This is a genomic window from Teichococcus globiformis (assembly GCF_042646265.1).
GTDB classification, from domain to species: Bacteria; Pseudomonadota; Alphaproteobacteria; order Acetobacterales; family Acetobacteraceae; genus Pseudoroseomonas; species Pseudoroseomonas globiformis.
The window spans coordinates 92,049-106,943 of record NZ_JBHRTN010000008.1 but is presented as its reverse complement, the minus strand read 5'-3'; the positions used below and the strand labels follow the sequence as shown (position 1 = coordinate 106,943).

15 protein-coding genes are annotated in these 14,895 nt (G+C 66.5%); 9 read left to right on the top strand and 6 right to left on the bottom strand.

Annotation, left to right across the window (positions count from 1 at the left end; all coding sequences use genetic code 11):
• The first annotated feature begins 151 nt into the window (after positions 1–151).
• Positions 152–808, top strand: coding sequence for a trypsin-like serine peptidase (locus ACFOD4_RS07755; protein WP_379595374.1), 657 nt, complete (start codon positions 152–154; stop codon positions 806–808).
• A 40-nt stretch (positions 809–848) separates the two neighbouring features.
• On the opposite strand, the gene ACFOD4_RS07750 is transcribed toward ACFOD4_RS07755, so the two are convergent.
• Positions 849–1,049: a hypothetical protein gene (locus ACFOD4_RS07750; protein WP_379595373.1), complete on the bottom strand. Its 201-nt coding sequence runs from the start codon at positions 1,047–1,049 to the stop codon at positions 849–851.
• A 145-nt stretch (positions 1,050–1,194) separates the two neighbouring features.
• Positions 1,195–2,883, bottom strand: a complete 1,689-nt coding sequence (locus ACFOD4_RS07745; protein ID WP_379595372.1) for a methyl-accepting chemotaxis protein — start codon at positions 2,881–2,883, stop codon at positions 1,195–1,197.
• Positions 2,884–3,085: 202 nt separating this feature from the next.
• Between ACFOD4_RS07745 and ltnD the strand changes: the two genes are divergently transcribed.
• The 7 genes from ltnD (at position 3,086) to otnC (ending at position 9,999) form a co-directional block, all read left to right on the top strand.
• The gene (gene ltnD / locus ACFOD4_RS07740) at positions 3,086–4,000 is read left to right on the top strand and encodes an L-threonate dehydrogenase (RefSeq protein ID WP_379595371.1); all 915 of its coding nucleotides are present in this window, start codon (positions 3,086–3,088) and stop codon (positions 3,998–4,000) included.
• A gap of 2 nt (positions 4,001–4,002) precedes the next feature.
• Entirely contained in the window at positions 4,003–5,259 is a 1,257-nt protein-coding gene (gene otnK / locus ACFOD4_RS07735) for a 3-oxo-tetronate kinase (protein ID WP_379595370.1), read from the top strand.
• A gap of 17 nt (positions 5,260–5,276) precedes the next feature.
• Positions 5,277–6,056: a 2-oxo-tetronate isomerase gene (gene otnI / locus ACFOD4_RS07730; RefSeq protein ID WP_379595369.1), complete on the top strand. Its 780-nt coding sequence runs from the start codon at positions 5,277–5,279 to the stop codon at positions 6,054–6,056.
• Between the two features lie 26 nt (positions 6,057–6,082).
• Entirely contained in the window at positions 6,083–6,868 is a 786-nt protein-coding gene (locus ACFOD4_RS07725; protein WP_379595368.1) for a DeoR family transcriptional regulator, read from the top strand.
• On the top strand, positions 6,865–7,821 hold the full coding sequence (gene denD / locus ACFOD4_RS07720) for a D-erythronate dehydrogenase (protein ID WP_379595367.1): 957 nt from the start codon (positions 6,865–6,867) through the stop codon (positions 7,819–7,821). The genes ACFOD4_RS07725 and denD overlap by 4 nt, the downstream gene beginning before the upstream one ends.
• Positions 7,822–7,878: 57 nt before the next feature.
• Positions 7,879–9,276 (top strand): GntP family permease, encoded by a 1,398-nt coding sequence (locus ACFOD4_RS07715; protein ID WP_379595366.1) that lies wholly within the window; start codon positions 7,879–7,881, stop codon positions 9,274–9,276.
• 90 nt (positions 9,277–9,366) lie between these two features.
• On the top strand, positions 9,367–9,999 hold the full coding sequence (gene otnC / locus ACFOD4_RS07710; RefSeq protein ID WP_379595365.1) for a 3-oxo-tetronate 4-phosphate decarboxylase: 633 nt from the start codon (positions 9,367–9,369) through the stop codon (positions 9,997–9,999).
• Positions 10,000–10,009: 10 nt separating this feature from the next.
• On the opposite strand, the gene ACFOD4_RS07705 is transcribed toward otnC, so the two are convergent.
• The 4 genes from ACFOD4_RS07705 to ACFOD4_RS07690 form a co-directional block, all read right to left on the bottom strand.
• Complete coding sequence (locus tag ACFOD4_RS07705; protein WP_379595364.1) at positions 10,010–11,119, bottom strand: ABC transporter substrate-binding protein; 1,110 nt, start codon at positions 11,117–11,119, stop codon at positions 10,010–10,012.
• Between the two features lie 83 nt (positions 11,120–11,202).
• The gene (locus ACFOD4_RS07700) at positions 11,203–12,561 is read right to left on the bottom strand and encodes a hemolysin family protein (RefSeq protein ID WP_379595363.1); all 1,359 of its coding nucleotides are present in this window, start codon (positions 12,559–12,561) and stop codon (positions 11,203–11,205) included.
• A gap of 154 nt (positions 12,562–12,715) precedes the next feature.
• A complete protein-coding gene (locus ACFOD4_RS07695) occupies positions 12,716–13,369 on the bottom strand; it encodes a DedA family protein (protein ID WP_379595362.1) in 654 nt (217 codons plus the stop codon).
• A 73-nt stretch (positions 13,370–13,442) separates the two neighbouring features.
• Entirely contained in the window at positions 13,443–13,778 is a 336-nt protein-coding gene (locus tag ACFOD4_RS07690) for a hypothetical protein (protein ID WP_379595361.1), read from the bottom strand.
• Between the two features lie 77 nt (positions 13,779–13,855).
• Between ACFOD4_RS07690 and ACFOD4_RS07685 the strand changes: the two genes are divergently transcribed.
• Positions 13,856–14,878: a class I SAM-dependent methyltransferase gene (locus tag ACFOD4_RS07685; RefSeq protein WP_379595360.1), complete on the top strand. Its 1,023-nt coding sequence runs from the start codon at positions 13,856–13,858 to the stop codon at positions 14,876–14,878.
• Positions 14,879–14,895: the final 17 nt, after the last annotated feature.

Below are 14,895 nucleotides of genomic sequence, written 5' to 3'. Positions count from 1 at the left end.
GCCGCATTTTTTATCAACAGCGCTTAACGCCAAATTAACAGCGCGTGTCCGCAAGAGGGTTTTACCGGCGGCCGCCCTGTTTCTTCCTTTTTTCCTTGTGTCGGGCTGGATCGGTCTGACAACCGGTCCCGCCAATGCCCAGGCCGCGACGTTGCGGCCAGGGGTCGGGGAGGCCGACCCCCGCCATCCGGTCAGCGCGGGTGCTGTCCCCTGGAACGCGCTGGGCCGGGTGCAGACTGAGCTTGGCGGGCGCTGCACCGGTGCCATGATCGCCCCCGACCGGGTGCTGACGGCCGCGCACTGTCTGGTCACGCCGCGAACGGGCCGGCTGGTGCAACCCGGCTCAATCCACATGATGCTGGGCTATGACCGGGGCACTTGGCGCGGCACATCGCCCGTGAAGCGGTTCCTGGTGGCGCCGGGCTTTGACCCTGTGCGCCGCGGGCCGCCAGAGGCGGATTGGGCAGTGTTGACACTGGAGCGAAAGCTGGGCGGTACGCCCCTGCCGCTGTTCCGTCAGATGCCGCCAGCCGGGGCACGGCTGATGCTGGGCGGATACCAGCAGGATCGCCGCGAGGTGCTGTTGGCCGACACGGATTGCCACTTGCTGGGTTCGGCGCGGGGGCCTGGCGGCACTGCCTTGTTAAGGCATGGCTGCGCCGCGACACGAGGCGCCAGCGGCGGCCCGCTGCTGGTGGAAACGGCGCATGGAAGCTGGGCGATCCTGGGCGTCGCTGTGGCAAGCTTTGCCGACCGCCCAGCGGGGCTGGCTGTGCCGGCCTCGGCCCTGCCACCGCTGGCGGAGTAACGGAAGCGCCACGGCCTCCGCCTCCTTCAGCTTCTCCGGGTCAGTTTTCTGGACGCTCGGCCTTGCGATCGCTGCGCGGGAGTTCCAGCGCCTCATCCAGACCTGCCAGCATCCGCTGCACGCGAGGCAGCCTTTCACCGGCGGGCGTGGTGGGAACATGGCCGATGGTGTCTGCGATGTGGTCACGGCGGGCGGCACGCGCCTGTTGTCGCAGCACGCGGAGATTATCGTCAGGTGTCATCGTTCCTCCAGTGCCGGCCATCGTTGGGTCCGGAACCAGAAAACTGGTGCGCTCGCCGCTGGCAGGCAAGTGACGAAAGCGAGCACCCGCCCTGCAGTCGGGAGCATCCCGGCACCGGCGATCTGCCGGCACCGGGAAGCCATGGTCAGGCAGCGCGGACCTGGGTGACGAAGCCATTCACCTCAGAGGTCAGGCCCTCGGACTGCTTGGACAGTTCGGAGGCGGCGGCCAACACCTGGGCAGCGGCGGCGCCGGTGTCGTTGGCGCCCTGGCTGACGGCAGTGATGCTTTGCGAAACCGTGCCTGTGGCCTGTGCCGTCTGCTGCACCGTGCGGGCGATCTCGCCGGTCGCGGCCGTCTGCTCCTCCACCGCCGCGGCAATGGTGACGGTGATGGCGCTGACCTCGTCGATCGTGCCGGCAATCGCCTGGATGGCGTGCACCGCCTCGTTCGTCGCGGCCTGGATCTGGGCGATCTGTGCGCCGATCTCCTCCGTCGCCTTGCTGGTCTGTTGCGCCAGGTTCTTCACCTCGGACGCCACCACCGCGAAGCCCTTGCCGGCCTCACCAGCGCGCGCGGCCTCGATGGTCGCGTTCAGCGCCAGCAGGTTGGTCTGGCCGGCGATGGATGTGATGAGGCCCACCACCTCGCCGATCTTGCCGGCACCGGCGGCGAGCGCCCGCACCGTCGCGTCGGTCTGGCGCGCATTCTCCACCGCGCGGCCGGCAACGCCGGAGGCCTGTGCCACCTGCCGGCTGATCTCGCTGATCGCCGAGCTCAGCTCTTCCGCGGCGGCGGCAACGGTTTGTACGCCGCTGCTGGCATCTTCGGCGGCGCGTGTCACCTCGGAGGCCTGTCCATTGGTCTGATGCGCCGTGGCGGACATGGTGCGCGCGGTCGCTTCCAGCTCGGTGGAAGCGGATGACAACACGCCCACCATTTCGCCCACACGCGTCTCGAAGCCCCGGACCAGTGCATCGACCTTCTGCGCGCGCTGCTCGCGGGCGGCGCGGGCCTGCGCCTGCTCTTCCGCCAGGCGGTCGGCGGTGATCATGTTCTCCTTGAACACCTGCACCGCAGCGGCCATTCCGCCGACCTCGTCGCCACGGCCGCGGCCGGGAATCTCCACCGACAGGTCACGCTGTGCCAGCCGGGCCATCGCGTTGGTCATTGCGACCACGGGCTTGGCGACTGCGGCGATGATCACGATGCCGCAGAGAAGGCTGAGCAGCGCGGCGAAACCAAGCACCGCACCGATCCAGACCTGCGCGGAGGCGCCGACCTCCATGCTCTGGCTTGCCGCCGCATCGCCGCCGGTCGTCTGGAACTTGCGGACGGTGTCGATGCTGTCTCGCAGCGTGGACAGGGCGGCGGTTGCCGGGCCGAACAGAAGCTCCGCGCCTTCGGTCTGCTGGCCAGCGCGACCGGCAGCCACGATTTGCTGCGACACGCCGCGATAGGTGCTCCAGGCCTGCTCCACCTGGTCGGCCAGCGTCTTTTCCGCGCCGGGGCTGACAAGCGGCCGGTAGCGGCGCAACGCATTCTCCACCAGCCCCTGGCTCTCAATCACCAGCCTGACCGAGCTTTCCATCTTCTCGCCCGTGCGGAGGAATGTTTGCGACTCGCGGGCACGCAGCTTCTCGAACTCCAAGGCAAGGGTGCCGAGGGCCTGGCTGCTGGGCAACCAGTTGGTGGCAAGATCGGCGGTCGATGCATTCACCGCGCCGAGGCGATTCAGGGCAAACAGGCCGACGCTGACTGTCAGCGCCAGTACCAGAGTGAAGGCCCCGATGACCTTCATCCTGATGGAAACATGGTTCAGAAAGGTGGACATGGGCGCTGCAATCCTCACGAACAGGTGAGAGCAAACAACCACGGGTCGATTAACGGTTGGTGAGAGCGGCGTCACCGGTCCGAAATTTAATGTCGTGATCGCGTTTGTTAATAACTGTGCAATGCACGTCTACCTCCGCCGAAGACGATCAGTTAGAAGGAGGACTCCGCGCAGGATTGCACACGGATTAACAGGACCTACCATGGCCACAGATAATGCCTTTCATGTCTGCGTCGTCGGTCTCGGCTCCATGGGGATGGGCGCGGCACAGTCCTGCATTGCCGCAGGACTGCGGACCTTTGGCGCAGATCTGAATCCCAAAGCCTGTGAAACGCTGAAGGCGGCTGGTGCCGAGGCGGCCGGGCCTGACGCAAGCATCTTTGCGGACCGGTTGGATGCGGTGCTGCTGCTGGTGGTGAACGCGGCGCAGTGCAAGGCGGTGCTGTTCGGAGAGAACGGCCTGGCGGCAAAGCTGCGGCCCGGTACCGGTATCATGGTTTCCGCCACCATTGCCGCCGCCGATGCGAAGGACATCGCTGCGGGCCTCGCGCAGCACGGGCTGCTGATGCTGGATGCACCGGTTTCCGGCGGTGCCGCCAAGGCCGCCACGGGCGAGATGACGGTGATGGCCGCCGGTTCGCGCGAAAGCTTCAACAAGCTGCGTCCGGTGCTCGATGCCGTGGCCGGCAAGGTTTACGAGGTTGGCGAGGAGATTGGTCAGGGCGCCACGGTGAAGATCATCCACCAGCTTCTGGCAGGCGTGCATATTGCGGCGGGCGCCGAGGCGATGGCGCTGGCCGCGCGGGCCGGCATTCCGCTCGCCACCATGTACGAGGTCGTCACGAACGCGGCCGGCAACAGCTGGATGTTCGAGAACCGCATGAAGCATGTGGTGGATGGCGACTATGCCCCGAAATCCGCCGTGGACATCTTCGTCAAGGACCTGCGGCTGGTGGCGGAAACGGCACTGGCGCTGAACTTTCCGCTGCCGCTGGCCAGCACCGCCTACACCATGTTCGCCAACGCCTCGAATGCCGGCTACGGCAAGGAAGATGATGCCGCGGTGATCAAGACCTTTGCGGGCATTACGCTGCCCGGCCAGAAGCAGGAGAAGTGAGCATGCGCCTCGGCGTCATCGGCGACGATTTCACCGGCTCCACCGATATTGCGGGCTTCCTGGTGGCCAACGGGCTGCGCACGGTGCAGCTGAACGGCGTGCCTGAAGATGCGCTGCAGGTCGATGCCGATGCGGTGGTGATCAGCCTCAAGACCCGCTCCTGCCCGCCGCAGCAAGCGATTGACGAGAGTCTCGCCGCGCTGCGCTGGCTGCAGGCGCGCGACTGCGAGCAGTTCTTCTTCAAATACTGTTCCACCTTCGACAGTACGCCGAAGGGTAATATCGGCCCGGTGACGGATGCGCTGCTGGATGCGCTGGGCGAAGACTTCACCGTGATCTGTCCGGTGCTGCCGGTCAACGGGCGCACCATCTACAACGGCTACCTGTTCGTGAACGGCGTGCCGCTGAACGAGTCCGGTATGCGCCACCACCCGGTGACGCCGATGACCGACGCCAACATCATGCGGGTGATGGAAGCGCAATCGCGCGGCAAGGCCGGCAACGTGCCGAGCACGGTCATGGACCAGGGATCCCGGGCGGTGCGCGCGGCATTGGCCGAGCTCAAGGCGAGCGGCTTGCGTTACGCCGTGCTGGACGCACTGAACGATGCGCATCTCGCGGTGATGGGCGAGGCCGTGGCCGACATGATGCTGGTGACCGGCGGCTCGGGTTTGGCTGATGGCATGGCGCGCGCCTGGATCGACCTGCGCGGCGACGCGGCCAAGGCAGCCGAGGGCGGCAAGCCCGTGAAAGGCCGTGCCGTGGTGCTCTCCGGCTCCTGCTCGCAGATGACCAACGCGCAGGTTGCCGCTTATCGGGCCGAGGCGCCCTCCATCGCCGTGGATGTCAGCCGCTGCATGGAGGATGAAGGCTACACCGCCGAACTCGCCGAATGGGTAAAGGCGCAGGCGCAGGGGGGGCCGGCGCCGATGGTCTATGCGACCATGCCGCCGGACGAGCTGAAGAAGGTGCAGGACCGCTACGGCGCCGCCGAGTCGAGCGAGGCGGTGGAACGCAATTTTGGCAGGCTGGCACAGCTTCTGGAACAGGCCGGGTTCGAACAGTTCGTGGTGGCCGGCGGCGAGACCTCGGGCATCGTCACGCAATCACTCGGCATCAAGGGCTTTGCCATTGGGCCGCAGATCGCACCGGGCGTGCCCTGGGTGCGCGCCGTCGGCAAGAACCTGTCGCTGGCTTTGAAGTCCGGCAATTTCGGTCAGGAGCGCTTCTTCTTCGATGCGCAAGAGATCGCCGGTTAGATCGGGAGAGAACCAGAATGCCGCGTTTCGCCGCCAACCTGTCGATGATGTTCAGCGAGGTGCCTTTCCTGGAGCGCTTCGGCAAGGCCGCCGAGGCCGGCTTCAAGGCCGTGGAGTTCCTGTTCCCGTATGAGCATGAGCCGGAGGCTATCGCTGCCGAGCTCAAGAAGCATGGGCTGACACAGGCGCTGTTCAACATGCCGCCGGGGGACTGGGCCAATGGTGAGCGCGGCATGGCAGCGATCCCGGGCCGAGAGCAGGAATTCCGCGACAACGTCGCCATCGCCATCCGCTACGCGCTGGCGACTGGCTGCAAGACGCTGCACGGCATGTCCGGCATGGTGAAGGGGCTGGACCGAGAGGCTTGCAAGACGGCCTTCATCGAGAATTTCCGCTATGCCGCCGATGAGTTGGCGAAGCACGGCATCACACTTCTGGTGGAGCCGATCAACAGTCGCAACATGCCGGGCTACTTCATCGCGCACCAGCTGGAAGCTGTGGAACTGGTGGAGCGGATCGGCCGTCCAAACGTTTCTGTCCAGCTCGACCTGTACCACGCGCAGATCATGGATGGCGACCTGACCAGGCTGATCGAGAAGATGGCGGGCAAGTTCGCGCATGTGCAGATCGCCTCCGTGCCCGAGCGCCACGAGCCGGATGAGGGGGAGCTGAACTACCCGCACCTGTACGATGTGCTCGACAAGTCCGGCTACAAGGGCTGGATCGGCTGCGAATACAACCCGCGCGGCGAGACCGTCGCCGGCCTCGGCTGGTTCGCGCCTTACCGCGCCGGCTGACCATGATTCCGGCCGAGAGGCATAATTTGATTGTCTCCCGGCTGACCGGCCGCGGGGTGCTGAGCATCAGCGAGCTGATGGAATTGCTCCGCGTCTCGCACATGACGGTGCGGCGCGACATCCAGCACCTGGAGCGGCAGGGGCGGGTGATGTCCGTCGCGGGCGGGATCCGCCTGCCGGAAAAGATCTTCAACGAGCCCTCGCATCTGGCCAAGGCGGCCATGCTGCATGCGGAAAAGGCGGCCATCGGAACTCTTGCCGCTGCCATGGTCGAGCCAGGCTCGGTGATCTACCTCGACGCCGGGACCACGACTCTGGAGATCGCGCGGCTGCTCGCCGGACGCGAGGACATCGCCGTCGTGACGAATGATTTCGTTATCGCGGCCTTTCTTTCGCGTGAGGCCGGATGCCGCCTCTACCACACGGGCGGGCAGGTGGAGCGCGAGAACCAGTCCTGTGTCGGTGAGCCGGCCGCCGAGGCCATTCGCCGCTTCAACTTCGACATGGCCTTCATCTCTACCTCCTCCTTCGGCATGCGTGGCGTTTCGACCCCTTCCGAGAACAAGGTTGCGGTGAAGCGCGCCATCGCCGAAAGCGCTGCGCGCAGCATCCTTGTCACCGACAGCAGCAAGTACGGGCGGATCGGCACCTTCAACGCCGTGCCGCTGGAAGCGCTATCCGCCATCATCACCGATTCCGGCCTGCCCGAGAATGTTTGCACAGCGATCCGTCAGCGCGGCATTGCGCTGCGCATCGCTGAAACCTCGCCGGAGGCGGCGAGCCCCAAAGCCAGGGAAACCTATCCAGCATGAAGATCATCGTCACCGGCGGCGCCGGCTTTCTCGGCAGCCGCCTGATCCGTGCCCTGCTCGCCAACGCGGGCCAGAACGGCGTGCCCGCCTTCGAGAGCATTCTTTCGGTCGATCTGGCGCCGTGCCCGGTGAAGGATACGCGCGTCGCCTCGGTCACCGGTGACATCGCGGATGCGGATTTCGCCCGCAGCGTGATCGGCGCCGACACCGTGGCCATCTACCATATGGCGGCGGTGCTCAGCGGCCAGTCGGAAGCGGAGTTCGATGTCGGCATGCGCGTCAACATTGACGGCACGCGTGCCCTGCTGGAGGCGGCCCGCGCGGTTGGCACTGCGCCGCGCTTCATCTTCTGCTCATCGCTGGCCGTGTTCGGCGGCGAGATGCCGGAGGTTGTGCCGGAGAACCTCGCGCTGCTGCCGCAATCCTCCTACGGTGCCGAGAAGGCGATCGGCGAGCTGCTGGTCGGCGATTATTCGCGCAGGGGCTTCATCGACGGTCGCGTCTGCCGGCTGCCGACCATCGTGGTGCGGCCCGGCAAGCCGAACTCCGCCGCTTCTTCCTTCGCCAGCGGCATTATCCGCGAGCCGCTGGCAGGCGTCGCCTCCAGTTGTCCGGTGCCGCTCAAAACCAGGATGTGGCTGTCTTCGCCGGATGCGGTGGTAAAGAATCTCGTTCATGCCCTGAATGTTGAGGGCGCCAAGCTCGGCATCAACCGCGTGCTGAACCTGCCGGGCATTTGCGTGACGGTGGGTGAGATGCTGGAAAGCCTGGAACGCGTTGGCGGTACCGCTCCCCGTGCCCTGGTGAGCGAGGCGCCGGAACAGCGGATCATCGATATCGTCTGCTCCTGGCCCGGCGATTTCGATGTTTCGCGTCCGCTGGCGCTGGGCTTTACCCGGGACAGCGACTTCGATTCCGTTGTCCGCCAGTACAAGGACGAGTTCGTCCGCTGACTTCTTGATCGCCGGGCGCACGGCCCGGCGGACTTAGATAAAGACTTGGAGACTTCGATGAACGCTGCCGCGTCCGCGGTCGGGCCGGAGGCCATCCTTGGCCTTGTGCTCGCAATTTTCCTGCTGATCTTCCTTGTGCTGCGTACAAAGGTGCACGCCATTGTGGCGCTGGTGATCGCGGCCTCCATTGCTGGCCTGTCGGCAGGCATGACGCCCGATGCGGTGGTGCGTTCGATCACCACTGGCTTCGGCTCGACACTTGCGACCATTGGCCTCGTCATCGGCTTTGGCGTGATGATGGGCCGCATCCTGGAGATCTCCGGCGCTGCGGAGAAGCTTGCCATCACCTTCGTCCGTTGGCTTGGCGAGAAGAAGGAAGAATGGGCAATGATGGCGACGGGCTACATCGTCTCTATCCCCATCTTCTGTGACAGTGCCTTTGTCATCCTCAATCCACTGGTGCGGGCTCTCTCGCGCAACGCCGGGCGTTCGCTGTTGACGCTGGGTATGGCGCTCGCGGGCGGCTTGATGCTGACGCACCATGCGGTGCCGCCAACGCCCGGACCATTGGGCGCCGCCGGCATCTTTGACGTCGATATCGGCCTGATGATCTTCTGGGGCGTGATCCTGACCCTGCCAGCGACCTTCGCCATCATCGCCTATGCGCGGATCATGGGTCCGAAGATCGAAAGGATGATCGAGGTCGATACAGGCGAGACCCTCACGGCGGGCTTTCAGCAGTTCAAGGAGGATGCGGCGGCGCGGGAGCGTGACCTGCCTTCGCTCGGCATCTCCATGATGCCCATCGTGGTGCCCATCGTTCTGATCTTCATCAACACGGTCGTCGCCGGCATCGCGGCGGGCGATGCCGGGCTGCAGGCCGCGACCTGGGTGCAGGTTACGGCCTTCATCGGCAATCCGGTGATCGCCGTGGGCCTCGGCGTGTTGCTGGCCGTCTGGGGCCTAGCCGGCAACCTGTCCCGCAACGACACGGTGGCCGAGCTGGAGAAGGGCATCGAGAGCGCCGGCATCATCATGCTGGTGACAGGTGCAGGCGGTGCGCTGGGCGCCGTGCTGCGCGACAGCGGCACCGGCACCTATATCGGCGAGTGGGTGGCGACGCTGCCGCTGCCGGCCGTCCTGATTCCGTTCGTCATCGCCAGCCTGGTGCGCCTCATCCAGGGCAGCGGCACGGTGGCGATGATCACCGGCGCCTCGATCTCGGCGCCCATTCTGGCGCAGATCCCGGACGTCAACCCGGTCTTCGCGGCGCAGGCCGCCTGCATCGGCTCCATGGTGTTCGGCTATTTCAACGACAGCTATTTCTGGGTCATCAACCGCATCCTTGGTGTCAAGAGTGCCAAGCACCAGATGCTGACCTGGTCGATCACCAGCACTGTCGGGTGGGTCACCTGCCTGGTCGCGCTGCTGATCGTCAACGCCATCTTCGGCTGAGCCGCCTGCTCCACGCGGCTCCGCCCGCGTGGAGCGACCCCCCGGAGCTGCCGCCCCGGCCCGCATATCCAACCAGCAGGGAATGATTCCATGACCGAGTCCGATTTGCGCGACCTTCTCGTGGAACTGGGCGCCAGCCTGTTTGCGCGGGGCTATTCGGTTGGCAGCGCCGGCAACATCAGCGTCCGCCTGCCGGACGGCTATCTGATGACGCCGACCAATTCTTCCCTGGGTCGGCTGAAAGCGGACCGCATCAGCAAGCTCGATGCCGACTGGAACCATGTCGGCGGCGACAAGCCCTCCAAGGAGGTCTTCATGCATCGCGCGGTCCTGACGGCGCGGCCGGAAGCTGGTGCGGTGGTGCATCTGCACTCCACCTGTGCCACCGCCATCGGCTGTCTGGCAGGTCCCGGCGACGCCATGCCGATTCCGCCCCTGACGCCTTACTTCGTGATGCGGGTGGGGCGTACCCTGCCGATCATCCGCTACTACCGCCCGGGTGACGGTGCGATGGAGAACGATATCCATGAGGCCGCGAAGTCGGCGCGTGCGGTTCTGCTGGCCAATCATGGCCCGGTTGTCTCGGGCAAGACACTGACGGACGCCGTTTATGCCGCGGAAGAGCTGGAGGAAGCCGCCAAGCTGGCGCTGATGCTGCGCGGCAAGAACGCCCGTGAATTGACATCGGAGCAGGTGGACGATCTGCTCAACACCTTCGGCTGAGCCGGCTGATTCAGTCGAGCCAGTAGGTTCCTTCCATCTTCACCGCGGCGAAGCGGTTGTTGATGGCCTCCAGGCTGGCGGCAGGATCGGCGAGACCTCGCGCCTCCGGATGCTGCCAGCGTGCCAGACACTCGATCGCCAGCAGATGGGTGGGCGAGTCGTTGAAGCCGTGCCACATGCCGTGCTTCCGACCATCCTGGACGGCGGAAAGACTGCCCAGCTTTTCCTTTTCCACCATTGCATCCAGGCTCTGCCGCGCTTCCTCCCGCGTGGTGCCTGCACCGAGCCGCACGCCCTGTCCCGCGAAGCCACCGCCCGTGGCCACATACACAGCAGGGTCGCGCGACAGCAGCGTCTCCAGCGCCACCGAGCCGAACACGGTGGTCATCACATCAGCGCCCAGATTGTGGCCGCCGGCGAAGCGGATGAAATCGTCGAAGATGCCGCGTCCGGCGGAATAGCAGCAAGGCGTGGCGCCGGCATGGGCATGGATCATCACCAATGGCCGCACCGGGTCAGGCCCCAGAGCAGCGGTGACACGATGCAGGCTTTCCCGATGAAACGCGGACAGCGCCCGGGCCTGTTCTTCCCGCCCGATCAGCGTGCCCAGAAGGGCGATGCTGGCCTCGCTGTCGCGCAGCGGCTGCACGAAGAAGTCAATGATGGCAACGGGGATCCCGGCATTCTCCATGGCGCGGATGAGCGGTGCGTCGGCGCCCTGGCCGCCGGTGTTCCAGCGGCTGGCCAGCACCAGATCCGGTGCCAGGGCCAGGATGCCTTCCACTGCCGGCGCTTCCGTGGTGCCGCCGATCACCGGCAGGTTCGCCAGCGCCGGGTAGCGTGTGCGGTAAGGCTCGTACTCGACCGAGAAGGCGCGCTTGAAGTCGGAGCCCCAGCCGAGCACCAGCGAGGCGGGATCTGGATGCAGCAGGTTCAGCGCCATGATGTGCCGACCTTGCGCCAGAACGATGCGGCGGGCGGGGCGCGGCAGGGACACGGTCCGGCCCAGCAGATCCCGCCCCCCAATAGGGCCTTGTGCCCGGACCAGCGCCGGCATGGCCAGGGCCGGAACGGTGATCGCCGCACTTAGCAGGCGGCGACGGGAAGCAGAATGGCGCAAGCAGGGCCTCCGGGGCTTCAAGTTGCGAAGACTTCGCAAATAAGCCCGATCCAGGCAAGCGTGCAGGCCGGAACGGGGATGGTTCAGCCGGGCAGCGCTTCCATCGAGGGCGGCGGGACAGGGGGTGTTTTGCGCGTCACCAGGAGCTGGTTGACGCGGAAGCCCTCCACATCAACCACCTCGAACACGAAGCCCGCGGCTTCTACCCGGTCGGCCTTGCGCGGCACGCGGCGCAGCCGGTGCATGACAAAGCCGCCCGCGGTGCGGAAGGGGCCGTCGGTCGGCAGTGCCTCGGTGCCTAGCGCCAGGGCCACATCGCTCAGGGTTGCGATGCCGTCCACCAGCCACGAATCGGAATCGCGGCGAACGATGGCGCGCTCCTCGAACGGGTCGGCCAGCCCGCCGACCAGCGCCGCCAGCACGTCCTTGTAGGTGACAAGGCCGACGACCATCGCGTACTCGCTGACCACCAGGGCGAAACCCGCACCCTGCGCCTCGAATTGTGCCAGCACTTCCCACAGATCCAGCGTCTCCGGCACGGAGGGCGCGTCGCGCCGCATGCGCGCCGGCTCTTGCGTGCCGGGCTTCAGCGCGTCCGGCTTCAGCGCGCCGGGGCCGGCCTGCAGCACTTCGGCCAGCACATCCTCGGCGCGGGTGTAGCCCACCACGTTGTCCAGTCCGCCATCGCAGACAGGGTAGCGGGAATAGGGATCGCGCCGCACCTTTTCCCGCCATTCCTCGGGTGTTTCGCGCAGATCCAGGAAGATGATCTCGTCGCGCGGCGTCATGGCCGAAGTCACGGTGCGCTCGCGCAGCGCCAGCACATTCTCGATCAGCCGGTGCTCGCCAGCATCCAGCGTGCCGGATTCGGCGCTGGCTGCCAGGGTTGCGCGCAACTCCTCGGCGGTCACCGTTTCGGCGCTGGCCGAGGTCGGCAGGCCGAGCAGCCGCATCAGCGCATCGGCCAGACCCGAGAACACCCAGACCAGCGGCCGCAGCACCTTCAGCGCGAAGGCAGGGAACCAGCCGACAGCGACCGCGACGCGCTCCGGCTGCATCATCGCGACCCGCTTGGGCACAAGATCGGAGAAGAGCACGAACAGGCCGGTGACCAGCACGAAGGAACTGACGGAGGCGATGCTCTCGGACCAGGGGCCGACGCCGAGATCGACGAGCAGCCGCGCCAGACCGGGCGTCAGCGCGCCCTCGCCAACGACGCCCGCCAGGATGCCGACCGCGTTGACCGTGATCTGCAGGGCGGTGACGACCCCCGCGGGATCGCGTCGCAGGGCGAGGAAACGTGCGGCGCGGCTTTCCCCGCCCTGGGCCATAACGGAAAGACGGGTTTCCCGTGCGGCCGCGAAGGCGATTTCAGAAAGGGAGATCAGGATGCTGCCGGCCACCAGCAGCAGGATCAGCCCGAGGCCGAAAAGGATATCCAAGGCGGAGGCTCCCGTATGCGGGCCTGTTGCCCGCCCGATCCATGCCCCGCCGCAACCCGGCCCGGCAAGGGGGCGGGTGGCGCTGGATGTGACGATTGCGTGTCAGTTGTGAGCTGGCGAGCCGCTGTAGCCGCAGGTCACGATGTTCGTGGCCTCAGCTCCCCGGGCGGGCTTCCAGCCGCGTCTTCACCATGGCCTGAAGGCGCGGCTTCAGCCGCAGCCAGGCGAAGCAGAGCAGCACGGCGGCACCGATGGTCGCACCGATCGCCATTGGATCCGGATCCTCGCCCAGCTGTCGGGCGAGCCATCCACCGATGCTGCCAGGCATCAGCATGAGCGGCGCCCAGAGAATGGCGGACAGGATGTTGGCGGACTGGAAGGACGCGTTCTTCATGCCGACCACGCCCGCAGCAAGCGGAGTCACGGCCCGCATGGGGCCCAGGAAGCGGCCGATGAACACGGCCCACCAGCCCCAGCGGCGGAACACCACCACAGACCAGGCATAGGGCCGGCGAAGGGATCTCGGCAGGCGCTTGCGCACCGCGTAGGGCCCAACCCAGCGCGCGAGCCAGTAGCCCGCGGCATCGCCCGCGATGCCGCCGGCGATGCAGCCCAGCAGCACAGGAATGGGCGAGATCATGTTGGTGCCGATCAGCGCTCCGATGCCCAGCAGCAGCGCGGTGGAAGGCACCAGGATGCTGACGATGGGGAAGGACTCGAGAAAGGCGATGACAAAGGTGACGGGCGCCGCCCAGTCGGCGTTGGCCCGAACCCAGGCATCGAAAAGGGCAACCCAGTCTTCGATCATGGAGGCGCTGTAACATCTCCCGGCAGGGCGGGCCAGCACTGCCTGCTCACGTTCGCGCTGGATCGCGCAGGACTCAGCAGATCAGTGCCTCGATCAGCGAAAACGCCCAGCCCAGCCCAACCAGCATGGCGCCGAACAGGATCAGCAGCAGGCCCACCACGTATTTCAGCGTCGCCACGCCATAGTCGATCAGGGTCCAGCCCAGGGCAGACAGGTTGCGGCCCTGGCGGCAGCCTTCGCCACGCTCGGCGCCAGGCAGCAGCCTCGTGCAGGAAACGGAGCTTTCCCACCGCGCCGCTTGCAGCATGGCTGGTTCCGGCGGCAGGGGGACGGAGCGGCCAATGTCCGGCATCAACAAGGCCAGGAGCAGCACCGCCTGGACCAGGAACCGCGCGAGGCGGCCGGTCATGCCCGTTGTCCCCCGTCATACGTGACCCGGAGGACGGGTGCTTGCTGGCCGACAAGAACCCGCCCTAATGTTTTTGCATGCAACGCGCCACCGCCCTCCGAGCTCTCGCCGACCTTTCCGGGAAAGGGCTCGAGATCGGCCCCTCCCATGCCCCTCTGGCGCCCCGGGCGGAAGGCTATGACGTCGAGATCGTCGACTACCTCGATGCGGAGGGGCTGCGGCGCAAATACGCAGCCGCCGGGGCGGATGTTTCCCGTGTCGAGGAAGTCGACTTCATTGCCGACGGCCGCCCCCTGCCGGAGGTGATCGGAGCGCGCCACCGCTACGACTGGATCATCGCCTCGCATGTGATCGAGCATGTGCCGGATCTGGTGCAATTCCTGCGCGATTGCGAAGCCTTGCTGAAGCCGGGTGGCGCCCTGGTGCTGGCCGTGCCTGACAAAAGGTGCTGCTTTGACGTGCTGCGGCCCGTCTCTTCCGTAGGACAGGTGCTGCAGGCGCATCTGGATGGCCGCACCCGGCCGGTGCCGGGTGTATTGTTCGACGACATCGCCTATGCGCGCCGGCGCGACGCGTCCATCGGCTGGGCCCTGGATGACAAACGTCCCCTGGAAGCCGTGCAGCCGCTCGACTTCGCCCGCACGCATTTCGAGCAGGCCTGCGCCAGCGACACCTATGTGGACATGCATTGCTGGGTTTTTGTGCCCTCGTCCTTCCGGCTGATCATCGCGACCCTGGCCGAGCTGGGGCAGACCGGACTGCGCGAAGCCGCCTTCCGCGCGATGGGGGGCGAGTTCTTTGCCGTGCTCTCGCGGGAAGGCCGGAACTGCCAGGCTGATCTGGGCACGCTGGCGCAGGCGGCGCGGGAGGAGGAGGCTGAGGCGGTGCTGGCAGCAGGTGCCTCCACCGTGCCGCTGGGCGATCTGGCGACGGCGGATCACGAAACGTTGCGGCGGCGGCTGGCGGCGCTGGAGCATGAGCTGGCGGCGCGCAGCGCAACCGAGGCCGAGTTGCGTGCCCGCCTCGCGGCCATGGAGGGCGCCCGCCTTTGGCGCGCCACCGCGCCGGTGCGGGCGATCATCGACGCCGTCCGCCGATAGGCCCATCGCGCCGAGGC